The organism is Streptomyces sp. NPDC093071, from assembly GCF_044754545.1.
Classification (GTDB): Bacteria; Actinomycetota; Actinomycetes; order Streptomycetales; family Streptomycetaceae; genus Streptomyces.
Genome location: NZ_JBIVPH010000009.1, coordinates 29319 through 42003 on the forward strand (window position 1 = coordinate 29319; position 12685 = coordinate 42003).

At 74.1% G+C, this 12685-nt stretch carries 11 protein-coding genes; 4 read left to right on the forward strand and 7 right to left on the reverse strand.

Going from position 1 to position 12685, the window contains the following annotated elements:
* Positions 1 to 36 precede the first annotated feature (36 nt).
* From ACIQD7_RS27075 to ACIQD7_RS27090, 4 genes are all read right to left on the reverse strand, one after another.
* Positions 37 to 663: a GTP-binding protein gene (locus tag ACIQD7_RS27075; protein ID WP_402445186.1), complete on the reverse strand. Its 627-nt coding sequence runs from the start codon at positions 661 to 663 to the stop codon at positions 37 to 39.
* Positions 664 to 742: 79 nt separating this feature from the next.
* A complete protein-coding gene (locus ACIQD7_RS27080) occupies positions 743 to 1156 on the reverse strand; it encodes a DUF742 domain-containing protein (protein WP_121830398.1) in 414 nt (137 codons plus the stop codon).
* A gap of 5 nt (positions 1157 to 1161) precedes the next feature.
* Complete coding sequence (locus tag ACIQD7_RS27085; protein WP_121830380.1) at positions 1162 to 1653, reverse strand: roadblock/LC7 domain-containing protein; 492 nt, start codon at positions 1651 to 1653, stop codon at positions 1162 to 1164.
* Positions 1650 to 4607 carry a nitrate- and nitrite sensing domain-containing protein gene (locus ACIQD7_RS27090; RefSeq protein ID WP_402444953.1) on the reverse strand — a complete coding sequence of 986 codons (2958 nt, stop codon included), beginning with the start codon at positions 4605 to 4607 and terminating at the stop codon, positions 1650 to 1652. Before ACIQD7_RS27090 ends, ACIQD7_RS27085 begins: the two co-directional genes overlap by 4 nt.
* Before the next feature lie 370 nt (positions 4608 to 4977).
* On the opposite strand from ACIQD7_RS27090, the gene ACIQD7_RS27095 reads away from it, so the two are divergent.
* Complete coding sequence (locus ACIQD7_RS27095; protein WP_402444955.1) at positions 4978 to 5772, forward strand: hypothetical protein; 795 nt, start codon at positions 4978 to 4980, stop codon at positions 5770 to 5772.
* A gap of 8 nt (positions 5773 to 5780) precedes the next feature.
* Here the strand turns inward: ACIQD7_RS27095 and ACIQD7_RS27100 are convergent, their stop codons facing one another.
* Positions 5781 to 6212, reverse strand: coding sequence for a MarR family winged helix-turn-helix transcriptional regulator (locus ACIQD7_RS27100; RefSeq protein ID WP_121830382.1), 432 nt, complete (start codon positions 6210 to 6212; stop codon positions 5781 to 5783).
* Between the two features lie 580 nt (positions 6213 to 6792).
* Between ACIQD7_RS27100 and ACIQD7_RS27105 the strand changes: the two genes are divergently transcribed.
* Both ACIQD7_RS27105 and ACIQD7_RS27110 read left to right on the forward strand, forming a co-directional pair.
* Positions 6793 to 7620 carry a lysozyme gene (locus ACIQD7_RS27105; RefSeq protein ID WP_402444957.1) on the forward strand — a complete coding sequence of 276 codons (828 nt, stop codon included), beginning with the start codon at positions 6793 to 6795 and terminating at the stop codon, positions 7618 to 7620.
* A gap of 214 nt (positions 7621 to 7834) precedes the next feature.
* Positions 7835 to 8713 carry a lytic polysaccharide monooxygenase gene (locus tag ACIQD7_RS27110; RefSeq protein WP_391056405.1) on the forward strand — a complete coding sequence of 293 codons (879 nt, stop codon included), beginning with the start codon at positions 7835 to 7837 and terminating at the stop codon, positions 8711 to 8713.
* Between the two features lie 57 nt (positions 8714 to 8770).
* Here the strand turns inward: ACIQD7_RS27110 and ACIQD7_RS27115 are convergent, their stop codons facing one another.
* Positions 8771 to 9358 (reverse strand): DUF4240 domain-containing protein, encoded by a 588-nt coding sequence (locus ACIQD7_RS27115; RefSeq protein WP_402444959.1) that lies wholly within the window; start codon positions 9356 to 9358, stop codon positions 8771 to 8773.
* Positions 9359 to 9468: 110 nt separating this feature from the next.
* Positions 9469 to 11880, reverse strand: a complete 2412-nt coding sequence (gene lon / locus ACIQD7_RS27120; RefSeq protein WP_402444961.1) for an endopeptidase La — start codon at positions 11878 to 11880, stop codon at positions 9469 to 9471.
* Between the two features lie 131 nt (positions 11881 to 12011).
* Here lon and ACIQD7_RS27125 point away from each other — a divergent pair, with 131 nt between their 5' ends.
* The gene (locus tag ACIQD7_RS27125; protein WP_402444963.1) at positions 12012 to 12650 is read left to right on the forward strand and encodes a GNAT family N-acetyltransferase; all 639 of its coding nucleotides are present in this window, start codon (positions 12012 to 12014) and stop codon (positions 12648 to 12650) included.
* Positions 12651 to 12685 lie beyond the last annotated feature (35 nt).

Genomic DNA, 12685 nt, shown 5'->3' on the forward strand with positions numbered 1-12685 from the left:
GTGCTCCTGGCGTGGCGTCAATGAGGGGGAGGCGGGCTATTCGGGGGTGGCGTCCAGGGCGTGCGCGACCATGGCGAGCAGGGTCTCCACGACGCTGTAGCGCTTGCGCGCGTCCATGATCGCCACGGGGACGTGCGGGGGCACGGTCAGCGCCTCCCTGACGTCCTCCGCCTCGAACGGCTCGCTGCCCTCGAAGTGGTTGACCGCCACGATGTACGGGAGCCCGCAGCTCTCGAAGTAGTCGAGGGCCGGGAAGCAGTCGGTGAGGCGCCGGGTGTCGGCGAGCACGATCGCCCCGATCGCGCCGCGCACCAGGTCGTCCCACATGAACCAGAAGCGCTGCTGTCCCGGCGTGCCGAAGACGTAGAGCACCAGGTCGTCGTCGAGCGTGATCCGGCCGAAGTCCATCGCCACCGTGGTGGTGAGCTTGTCCGGGGTGGCGGTGAGGTCGTCGGTGTCCTCGCTCGCCCGGGTCATCAGGGCCTCGGTCTGGAGCGGGGTGATCTCGGAGACCGCCCGGACGAAGGTGGTCTTGCCCACGCCGAAGCCGCCCGCGACGACGATCTTCGTCGCCGTGGGGGCGCGGGTGTGGTCGAGCTGCCAGTCCTGCGCGCCGTCCTCGGCGTCCGGTGCGAGCGGATCGGGGCGGGGCTGCGCGGGGATGCCGACGGCCGCCGGGGCGGCGGGGCCGGCTTCGGCGACGCCTCCGGGGACGGGGACGGTCCCGGAGACGGCGGAGGCGTCAGAGACGACGGAGTCCACTCAGCACCCTTTCGAGGAGCGCGCGGTCGGGCTGGCCGGTGCCGTGACCGGTCCCGTACACACGGATCTTTCCCTGGTCGGCCAGGTCGCTGAGGAGCACCCGGACGACGCCCAACGGCATCTTCAGAAGCGCCGAGATCTCCGCCACCGTCCGCATCCGGCGGCAGATCTCGACGATGGCCCGCATCTCCGGCATCAGACCGCGGGCGCCGGGCCCGCCGTCCGTCAGGACCTTGCGCGCGGCGGGCGCTTCGAGCGCCGCCACGAAGGTCTCGACGAGCAGGACGTGGCCGAAGCGGGTACGGCCGCCGGTCAGCGAGTAGGGGCGCACGCGCGCGGGGCGGCGCCCCTCTCCCCGTACCGGCAGCTTGAAGGAGTGAGGAACCGAGGACATGGCCGTCACTGGGGGCTCTCCAACGATTTGCGCAGCTCGCTGCGGACTTCGGGGGTGAGTACGTGACCGGCGCGGCCCACGAAGAGCGCCATGTGGTACGCCACGACGCTCATGTCGCAGTCGGGCGTGGCGTGCACGCCGAGCAGCGAGCCGTCGCTGATCGACATGACGAAGACGCTGCCCTCGTCCATCGCCACCATGGTCTGCTTGACCCCGCCGCCGTCCATCAGGCGCGCGGCGCCGATGGTGAGGCTGCCGATGCCGGAGACGATGGTGGCCAGGTCGGCGCTGGAGCCGCGCGGCCCCTGGGGACGGCCGGCTTCCTCGGCGGCCGTGGTGTCCTGCTGGGTGGCGGGGTCCGAGGACAGCAGCATCAGGCCGTCCGAGGACACGACGGCGACCGAGCGGACCCCGGGCACCTCCTCGACCAGATTTCCCAGCAGCCATTGCAGGTTGCGGGCTTCCGTACTCAGTCCGAACGTTCCCGTCGCGGTCAACTGCGTGCCTCCTCGACTGTGTCCCCCGTCTTCTCCTCTGTACGTGCGGTCCTTGCGTCCGCTATCCCCGTCGTGCCCCTCTCCGCCTCCACGTCCCGGCGCCCGGCCTCGGCGCCCCGGTGGAAGCCGCCGAGCCGGCGGCGCAGGGCCTCGGCGTCCACGCCGCCGCCCCGGGGAGCGGCGGCGGGTCCGGCCTGGCGCACCACCTGGGGGGTGCGCTTGGGCAGGCCCTTGTCGGTGACCCGTTCCCACTGCCCGGAACGCGGCCCGGGAAGCGGCTGGTCGGCGACGGGTTCCGCCGGAACGACGGGCTGTGCCGGGGTGGTGTCGGCGTCCGCGTCGGCCGCGCGCTCGTGGGCGTCCGGCTCCGGTGGCGGGGCGGGGAGGCGGACCTGGAGCGTGGTCTCGGAGACGGACTCCGGGGCGTGGGCCGCTTCCCTCGCGTACGACTCCGAGGGCGCGGGCTCGGGCTCGGGGACGTACGGCTCCTCGGCCGTCCGCCGCGGTTCCGGGTCGTACGGCTCCTCGGGGACGGCATCCGGCTCGTACGGCTCCTCCGCCGTGTCCTCCGGGTGGCCCCCGGAGGGCGCCGCCTCCGCGAACGCGCGTTCCGCCGCTTCCACCAGCGGGTCGCGGGTGCGGGACGGCAGGGTGTTGGAGTTGGCCTCCGCGACCGAGCCGGGGAGCTGGATGACGGGGGCCGTGCCCGGGCCCCGTACGGGCTCCGTCACGGCCGCCGGCGGGGCGGTGGGCAGCAGGGGCAGCGGCAGGACCACGACGGCCGCCGTGCCGCCCGGCTGCTGCTCGCGCAGCTCGACGCGGACGCCGTGGCGGGCGGCGAGCAGGGCGACGACCCTCATGCCGAGCCCCTCGCCCTCGAAGGCGTCCGGGTCGGCCTCGGCCAGGCGGGCGTTCAGCTCGGCGAAGCGGGCGGGGGTCATGCCGATGCCGGAGTCCTGGACGGAGAGCATCACCTCGCCGGTCTCCAGGAGCCAGCCGGAGAGCTGGACCTCGGCGTCGGGCGGCGAGAAGGAGGTGGCGTTCTCCAGGAGCTCCGCGACCAGGTGGCTCAGGTCGTCCGCGGCGAAGCCGGCGATCTGGGCGTGCGGCGGCAGGGACTGGATGGTGACCCGCTCGTACCGCTCGATCTCGCTGACGGCGGCGCGCAGCACGTCGACGAGCGGGACGGCCCCGGCGTGCCCGTGGACGTGCTCGTGGCCGGCCAGGACGAGGAGGTTCTCGCTGTGGCGGCGCATGACGGTCGCCATGTGGTCGAGCTTGAAGAGGGTGCCGAGGCGGTCCGGGTCCTGCTCGCGCTCCTCCAGCTTCTCGATGACGCCGAGCTGCCGCTCGACGAGCCCGAGGTTGCGCAGGGAGAGGTTGACGAAGGTGTGCCGGACGGTACCGCGGAGCTTTTCGAGCTCGGCGGTGAGGAGGGCGACCTGCCCCTGGAGCTCGGCGCGCTGGGCGGCCAGCTCGGCGGCGAGGGCCTCCTTGTCGGCGGCCAGGTCGGTGCGCTCGGCGGTGAGGTGTCCGGTGCGGGCGGCGAGGCCGGCGAGCTTGCCGTGCAGGGTGTTGAGGGAGCGGACGGCCTGGGCGAACTCGTCGTTGCGGCCGGTGAAGCGGACCGGCTCCTCGGTCTGCGGCTCGGGGGCGGCGGCGAGCCGGGCGGCGCCGATGCGGAGGACGGCGAGCGGCCGGGTGAGGCTGCGGGCGACGTACGTGGAGACGCCGACGGCGACGAGGAGACAGCCGCCGAGGAAGGCGAGGCGCAGTTCGAGCGCGGTGACGTCGTCGTCGCGGAGCGCGGAGAGGCGTTCGACGCGCTGGGCGGCGAGGGCGGACTCGACGCCGCGCATCTGCTCGACGCGGGCGGAGAGCGCGGCCTCCAGGGCGGCCGGGTCGGTCTTGCGCTCGGCGTCGGTCAGCCGGGGCTGGTCGGTGAGGGAGGCGAGGGAGCGCTCGGCGCTCTTGACGTCGGGTCCGGCGACGGTGCCGGCGAGCGAGTCGCGGGCGGCGGCCCCGGCGGCCTGGTCGAAGTCGCCGAGGGCGGCGAGTTCGCGGACGCGGGCCTGCTGGGCGGCGGCGGTGAGGCGGTCGCGTGTCTGGTTCGCCTCCGCCGTGCCCTTCGGCTCCTCGGGGACGTAGGTGCCGGTGGTGGCGTCGTAGCGGAACTCGCCGGTGGGCTCGGGCTGGGGCACGGCGAGCGCGGCGAGGAGCAGGCCGCGGGTGGCGGAGGCCTGTTCGACGGCGCGGCCGAGGGCGGCGGGGGCGCGGGTGGCCTCGGTGAGCGAGGGGTCGGCGGCGCGGGCCGGGGTCCGGTCGGCCAGCTCGTCGGCGAGGGCCTGGAGCTTGTCGATGACGTCCGAGTACGCCTTGTGGGCCTCCAGGGCCGTGCCCTTGCCGGTGAGGGCGGCGCGGCGGACGGAGGGGACGCCTGCGAGGTCGCGGCGGAGCTCCGTGGAGGCGGCGGGGCGGATCTCGTCGATCTGCCGGTCGACGCGGGTGGAGCGGACGGTGGTGACCCGGCGCTTCTTCCCGGCGTCGCCGGTCTGGGCGTCGCGTCCGGCGGCGATGTACGCGACGACCTCGTCGCGCTCGTCGGCGAGGGAGTGCGCGAGGGTGACGGCCTGTCGGTCGAGTTCGGCGAGGGTGACCAGGCGCTGGGAGTCGGTGAGCTCGGCGGAGGCGGCGAGGATCGCGGGAGCTCCGGCGGCGAGGACGGTGACGCCCACGAGGGCGACGCCGGCGACGAGGCGGTTGCGGACGCGCTTGGCGCGGCCGGCGGGTGCGGCGGGCTGCGCGGGGGCGTGCGGCTGTGTCGGGGCCCGGTCGGGGGCGGCCGCGCCTCCGGCGGGGGCCGTGGCGGCGCCCGGGGCCGGCGGTACACCGGTGTTCTGGCTCCGCGTGCCGTTCTTGCTCCGAGGCCGCTTCATCTGCACCGGTGCTCGCATTCTTGACTCGTCCAGCCACAAAGCAGAGGTGACGGCCGATCACATGGAGCGCCCCCACCCCCGATACGGCTTCCGACCATTCCAGCGCTTCCGGGAAGGGGACGGGCATCGGCCGCTCCGCCACCCGAACGAGTGAACAACACTCCCGAGTTGGCGAACAACTTCCCCGGACGGGGTCCGAAGGCCCGGGAGCGGCCCCGGTTGGATCTTCCGGGCGGCCTTTGGCAGGATGCCCGCCCGCAGGTCCGCGACGGCGTCCGTTCCGCTCCTTCCTCCGTGTCCGCCCGGTTGGTACAGGCCTTTTCCCGTCATTCGCGGGTCCGGTGAAGGGTTGGTGGGGACGGGCGCGGGTCCGGGCACACTGGGCTCCATGCGCAGCGACGTCCTCTCCCTTCCCGGCAGCCCCGAACGCCCCAATGAGGACTGGACGGCCACCGTCCTGTTCGCGGCGGAGGGCAGGGGGACGCTCGTCCTCCTCGACGGCGTCACACCGCCCGCCGGCGACGACGGTTGTGTGCACGGCGTGCCGTGGTTCGCCGCCCGCCTCGGCGGGGCTTTGACCGAACTGTCCGCTTCCCGGCCGGACGTCTCCCTGTCCGAGATCCTCTCCCTGGCAATCCGGCGCACCGCGGACGCCCATCGGGGGAGCTGTGACCTTTCTCACGTAAGGACGCCTCAGGCAACCGTGGTCCTCGCCCGCTGGGACGGGGCGGTGGTCGAGCACCTCGTCCTCTCCGACTCGGTCCTCCTCCTGGAGGGGCCGGACGGGGCGGTACGGGCGGTGCTGGACGACCGGCTGGACCGGGTGCCGGCCGAGGTGCTGCGCTCCGTGGCGGCGACGGACCGGCTGCGGAACCGGGAGGGCGGCTTCTTCACGGCGGCGGCCGATCCGGCGGTCGCGGAGCGGGCGGTGACCGGGACGGTGCCGCGCGCGGAGGTGCGGGCTCTGGCGGCGCTCACGGACGGGGCGAGCCGCTGGGTGGACCTGTTCGGCGAGGGCGACTGGGCGGACTGCTTCGGCGTCCTGCGGACGGAGGGACCGGCCGGGCTGCTGCGGCGGGTGCGGGAGCGGGAGGTCGCGGACGCGGCGGCGGGGGGCGTACGGCGCTGGAAGCGGCACGACGACGCGACGGCGGCGTACGTGGAGCTGACGCTGCCGGGGTGACTGGACCTTCAGCCCTCCGCCCGTACGTTGAAGTGGTTCAGGAGGCGGGCCAGCTCGGCGACCTCCGCGCGGTCCCAGTCCGCGAGCTTGCGGACGTAGCGCTCGCGCCGGGCGTCGCGGACGCGGCGGAAGCGGTTGCGGCCCTCCTCGGTGAGGCGGACGAGGGAGGCCCGGCCGTCGGCGGGGTCGGGGTCGCGGGCGACGAGACCGAGGTCTTCGAGCGCCCTGAGCTGGCGGCTCATGGTCGCCTTGCCGACCCCGAAGTACCCGGCGAGCTCGGTGGCCCGCTGCGGCCCGGCGTCATCGAGCCGCACGAAGAGCCCATAGGCGGCGGGCTCCAACTCGGGATGCACCTCCCGGGCCATCTCCCCGGACTGCGCCCGCGCCCGCCGCAGAAAGACCGCCAGCTCACGCTCCAGAGCGAGGAACTCCCGGTCCACGGGGGGCGACGGGACGGGCCCGGCTCCGCCGGGGGTCGATGGGGCGGCCTGTCCCTGGCCGGGGGCCTGTGCCGCGATTCCGGTCCCACCGGGGACAGTCGGGGCGGCCTCGGCCCCATCCTGGGCGGGGGCCGACGAAGCGGCTCGGGCCTCACGCGGCGCCGAAGGCGTGGCCCCGGTCCCGCCAGGGGACGGCGAGGCGGCTCGGGCCTCGCCCGGCGCCGGAGGCACGGACCCGCCCCCGCCAAGGGCCGACAGGCCAGGCGCCCCGCCCCCGCTCAGGGCCCGCGGGATGCCCCCGCCCTCGCGTCCCGTACCGCTTCCCTGCACGTCAGTGCCTCCCGCGTGTTTTCCGTGGCGTGCTTCCGCCACGCCCGCGGCCTTTCGGTCGCTGAAAGTTTCTTCCCGTCGCGGCCGTTTCCGCAGCTCTTCCAGTATTTCGCAGGAGTAGACCAACGGCGGCGACCAGGTCCCCTTCCACGGGCGGGTCTACGTGCGTAGCGTCGTTTCCGCCACCCCACTGACATGTCCACACCAGGACGTGTCGCCCCTCTCCCCACGAGCCTTTCGGAGGCACGCGATGCGTGTGCACAGATCCGGAACGACCCTCGCCGGCGCCGCCCTCGCGGCCCTGGCCCTCCTCCTCCCCCTCGCGGGCCCCGCCGGAGCCGCCCCGGACGCGGACGTCCGGAAGGCGCCCGCCCGCGGCACCGCCAGCATGGGCATGGGCGTCCTCGCGCACGACGGGCGCGACGGCACCCCCGGCGCGCCGACCCGGGCCGTCCAGACGGAGGGCGTGGACGTCTCCAGCCACCAGGGGAACGTCGCCTGGTCCACCCTGTGGAACAGCGGCGTCCGGTGGGCCTACGTCAAGGCGACGGAGGGCACCTACTACAAGAACACCTTCTTCACGCAGCAGTACAACGGCTCGTACGACGTCGGCATGATCCGGGGCACGTACCACTTCGCCACCCCGGACACCACGGGCGGCGCGGCCCAGGCCGACTACTTCGTCGACAACGGCGGCGGCTGGTCGAAGGACGGCAGGACCCTGCCGGGCGTGCTCGACATCGAGTGGAACCCGTACGGCGCGACCTGCTACGGCAAGACCCAGGCCGGGATGGTGACCTGGATCCGCGACTTCCTGAACCGCTACAAGGCCCGGACCGGGCGGGACGCCGTCATCTACACGGCGACGAGCTGGTGGACCCAGTGCACCGGCAACCACGCCGGCTTCGGCGCGACCAACCCGCTGTGGGTCGCGCGGTACGCCTCCGCCGTGGGGACGCTGCCGGCCGGCTGGGAGTACTACACGATGTGGCAGTACACCTCCACCGGCCCGACGGTCGGCGACCACAACCGCTTCAACGGGGACCTCTCGCGGGTGCGGGCGCTCGCGAACGGCTGACGTCTTCCCCGTACGCCCCCCTTCCCGCGGCCTCCCGGGCGCACAGCGCGCCCCGGGGGGCCGCACCCGTTTTTTCCCTCCACCCCCTTGCTCATTGGTATGGACCAATGCGAGGCTCTACGGCGGTCGCCCGGGTTTCAACTTCCGCGCGTCCCGCGCGCGTTGCTCGTTCCGTACTCCCCCACGCACGAGAGAGAGCCCCCGCATGTCCTCCCTGCCTTCCGTCCGCCGCGCCACCGCCGCCGGTGCCGCGGCCCTGTCCGCCGCCGCGCTCGTCGGTCTCACCCCCACGGCGGCCAGTGCCCACGGGGCCGTCTTCAACCCCGTGAGCCGGGTGGCCGCCTGTTACGCCGAAGGCCCCGAGACGCCCAGGTCACAGGTGTGCAAGGACCTCGTCGCCGACTCCGGCACCCAGCCGCTCTACGACTGGAACGAGGTCAACATCGCCAACGCGGACGGACAGCACCGCTCCCTCATCCCGGACGGCAAGCTCTGCTCGGCGAACCGCGAGAAGTACCGGGCCCTGGACTGGGCGCGCACCGACTGGCCCGCGACGGCGGTCGCCGCCGGCTCCTTCGACTTCAAGGTCCGGGCGACGGCGGCCCATTCGGGCACCATGACGGTCTACATCACCAAGGCCGGCTTCGACCCGACCCAGCCCCTGAAGTGGTCGGACCTGGACGCCACCCCGGTCGCGGTCCACCACACCACCCGCACCGCCACCGACGGCTACTACAACTTCACCGGCACCCTGCCGGCCCGCACCGGCCGTCACATCGTCTACAAGGTGTGGCAGCGCAACGACAGCCCCGAGGCCTTCTACAGCTGCTCGGACGTCACCTTCGGCGGTACGGCGGCCAAGGCCGCGACCCCGGCGAAGGCCCCGACCGAGGCGGGCATCGCGGCGGGCGCCGCCCTGTCCACCGTGAGCCACGCGGGCCACGGCGGCGACGAGCGGCCCCCGGCGCTCTCCGCCGAAGCCGCCGGAACCTCCTCCCCCCTGGTCCCGGCCCTCGCGGGCGCGGGCGCCCTCGCCGCCTTCGCGGCGGGCAGCCTGCTCCTGGGCCGCCGCCGGAACACGTCCGCCTCCTGACGCGCCCCCCACGCGTCCTCCGGGGCGCCGCCCGGTCCCGCTCGGGCCGGGCGGCCCCTAGGAGCCGGACGGCCCGAGCGGGAAGAGGGCGGTGAGCCGGGGCAGGGCCAACCCCTCCGGCCCGGCCGCCCCGCGCTCCCCGTCCTCTTCCCCCTCGTCCTCCTCCAAGGCCTCCGCGGCCTCCACCGCTTCGAGGAAGTCCTCCCCGTCGTCGTCCTCCTGGCCGGTCAGCTCGTCGTACGCGTCCTGGGCGACGTAGTCGAGCTCCTCCCACTCGGGCCACTCGTCGTCGTCCCAGTCGCCGTGGTACCGCCCCGCGAGCGCCCGTACGTCGGACACGTCGGCCAGCGCGTCCGGGTCGGCGAGCACCGACGCGTACACCTTCCGTCCCTGGCCCACCAGCCAGAGCGTGAAGTAGTGGAAGCCGTCGTCCGTGCAGCGGCCGCCCTCGATCCGGTCCGCCGCCCGCCACAGCGCGTGCGTGTCGGCCGCCCCGCACGCCTTCTCCAGGCGCACCTGGAACGCCACGCTCTCCTCGGCCGGACGCCGCAGCAGCTCCCCCTCCAGCCACTCCAGCCGCTCGTCCCGGGTGCCGGGGCGGCCGCTCAACTCGTCGATGAGAGCCCAGAAGGCGTCTTCGTTCATGCGTACGATCATGACAGCCGGGACTGACATCGCGGAGCCGCCCCCGGACCGGTGTCCGGACGTGCCGGAGCGGGGTGTCCCCGAGGGAACACCCCGCTCTCGACCAGGGGTTACGCGGCCACGCCCACCGGCACCTCCGCCGGGGCGAGGGCGATCTCCAGGACCTGCCGGACGTCCGTCACGGGGTGGACCTCCAGCTTCTCCAGGATCTCGGCCGGGACGTCGTCCAGGTCGGCCTCGTTCCGCTTGGGGATCACGACCGTGGTGATGCCCGCCCGGTGCGCGGCGAGCAGCTTCTGCTTCACGCCGCCGATGGGCAGGACCCGGCCGGTGAGGGAGACCTCGCCGGTCATGGCCACGTCCGTGCGGACGAGCCGGCCGCTCAGCAGGGAGGCGAGGGCGGTCGTCATCGTGATGCCCGCGCTGGGCCCGTCCTTGGGGACCGCGCCCGCCGGGAAGTGGATGTGCACGCCCCGGTCCTTGAGGCCGGTGACGGGCAGCTCCAGCTCCGCGCCGTGCGAGCGGAGGAAGGAGAGCGCGATCCGCGCCGACTCCTTCATCACGTCGCCCAGCTGTCCGGTGAGGGTGAGCCCCGCGGCGCCGGTCTCCGGGTCGGCCAGGGAGGCCTCCACGAAGAGGACGTCGCCGCCCGCGCCGGTCACCGCGAGTCCGGTGGCGACGCCCGGCACGGCCGTCCGGCGCTCGGCCGGGTCCTGCGCCGACTCGGGCACATGGTGCGGGCGCCCGATCAGCTCCCGCAGGTCCTCCGGGCGGACCGTGAACGGCAGCGCGCGGTCGCCCAGTTCGTGCTGGGCCGCGACCTTCCGCAGCAGCCGGGAGATCGACCGCTCCAGGGTGCGGACGCCGGCCTCGCGGGTGTACTCGCCGGCCAGCTTCCGCAGCGACGCCTCCTCCAGGACGACCTCGCCGGGCTCCAGGCCCGCCCGCTCCAGCTGCCGGGGCAGCAGGTGGTCGCGGGCGATGACGACCTTCTCGTCCTCGGTGTAGCCGTCGAGCCGCACCAGTTCCATGCGGTCGAGGAGCGCCTCCGGGATGGACTCCAGGACGTTCGCGGTGGCCAGGAAGACCACGTCGGAGAGGTCGAGCTCGACCTCCAGGTAGTGGTCGCGGAAGGTGTGGTTCTGCGCCGGGTCGAGGACTTCGAGGAGCGCCGCCGCGGGGTCGCCGCGGAAGTCGGAGCCGACCTTGTCGATCTCGTCGAGCAGGACCACCGGGTTCATGGACCCGGCCTCCTTGATCGCGCGGACGATCCGGCCGGGCAGGGCGCCCACGTACGTGCGCCGGTGGCCGCGGATCTCCGCCTCGTCCCGGACGCCGCCGAGGGCGACCCGGACGAACTCGCGGCCCATCGCGTGGGCGACGGACTCGCCGAGGGAGGTCTTGCCGACGCCGGGCGGGCCGACGAGGGCGAGGACGGCTCCGCCCCGGCGCCCGCCGACCACGCCGAGACCGCGGTCGGCGCGCCGCTTGCGCACCGCCAGGTACTCGGTGATCCGCTCCTTCACGTCGTCCAGGCCGGCGTGCTCGGCGTCGAGCACCGCGCGGGCGCCCCGGATGTCGTACCGGTCCTCGGTCCGCTCGTTCCAGGGGAGTTCGAGGATCGTGTCGAGCCAGGTGCGGATCCAGGAGCCCTCGGGGGACTGGTCACTGGACCGCTCCAGCTTCTCGACCTCCTTGAGGGCGGCCTCCCGCACCTTCTCGGGCAGGTCGGCGGCCTCCACGCGGGCGCGGTAGTCGTCGGACTCGTCGCCCTCGGCCTCGCCGTTGAGGTCGCGGAGCTCCTTGCGGACGGCTTCGAGCTGGCGGCGGAGCAGGAACTCGCGCTGCTGCTTGTCGACGCCCTCCTGGACGTCCTTGGCGATGGTCTCGGCGACGTCCTGCTCGGCGAGGTGCTCGCGGAGCTGGGCGGTGGCCAGGCGCAGCCGGGCGACCGGGTCGGCGGTCTCCAGGAGCTCGATCCGCTGGGCGACGGTCAGGAAGGGCGAGTAGCCGGAGTTGTCGGCGAGGGCGCCGACGCCGTCGATCTGCTGGACGCGGTCGACGACCTGCCAGGCCCCGCGCTTCTTGAGCCAGGTGGTGGCCAGCGCCTTGTACTCCTTGACCAGCTCGGTCACGGAGCCGGGCAGCGGGTCGGGCAGGGTCTCCTCGACGGCGGTGCCCTCGACCCACAGGGCGGCGCCGGGGCCGGTCGTCCCGGCACCGATGCGGACGCGGCCGCGACCGCGCACGAGCGCGCCCGGGTCCCCGTCGGACAGGCGTCCCACCTGCTCGACGGTCCCGAGGACGCCGGTGGCGGCGTAGGTGCCGTCGACGCGGGGCACGAGCAGCACCCGCGGCTTTCCCCCGCCCGGCCGCGCGGCGGCCTGGGCGGCCTCGACGGCGGCCCGTACGTCGTTGTCGGACAGGTCCAGCGGCACCACCATTCCGGGCAGCACGACCTCGTCGTCGAGCGGCAGCACAGGCAGAGTGAGCGGCGCGGACGCCATGGACTCGGAAGCCATGATCTCCCCTTCGGCAGTCAAGTTGAGCTGTATGGACTCAATGCTTGTGAGCCCATCGATGTTCCCGGACACCTGTTCGCTCTGAGCGATCACTCTCGCGCGCCTCGCCGAACAGCAGATGTAATACCTCCATGGATATGCGAGCCATTACATCGGCGTGGGTGGAGGGCTGGACCGTCTCCCGGGGCACCCCGGCCGCCGTCGACCAGCCGTGGGGGTACCGGATCGACGTGGGGCTCCCCCGGCACGTCCTGCGGCACGTGCTGCCCGCGCCCGACGCGGTCACCGTCGGCGCGCTCTGCGGGCGGCTCACCGAGCCGTACAGCTGGCTCAAGGTGATGGCGGATGCCGAGGAGGTGGCGCCGTGGATCACCGAGGGGTGGACGATCCCCGACGATCCCGGCTTCATGATGGTCAAGGCGCTGGACCCCGGCGCCCGCCCCGCGCCGCCCGAGGGGTACGCCCGGAACGTCGAGGTCCGGGACGGCGTCGTCCGGGTCCGGATCCTCGCCCCGGACGGCACCCTCGCCGCCCGGGGGCAGATCGCCCCGACCGGCGCCACCGCCGTCGCCGACCAGATCGAGACGGACCCGGCGCACCGGCGCCGGGGCCTCGGCGCGAACGTCATGCTCACCCTGGAGGCCGCCGCCGCCCGGGCCGGCGCCACGACCGGGGTCCTCTCCGCGACCACGGACGGCCGAGGGCTCTACGGCGCGCTGGGCTGGGAGTACCGGGGGCCGCTGACCGGGATCGTACGGGGGGAGGTCTGAGCCCCGGACGCTCCGGACGGCGGCGGAATCCCGTC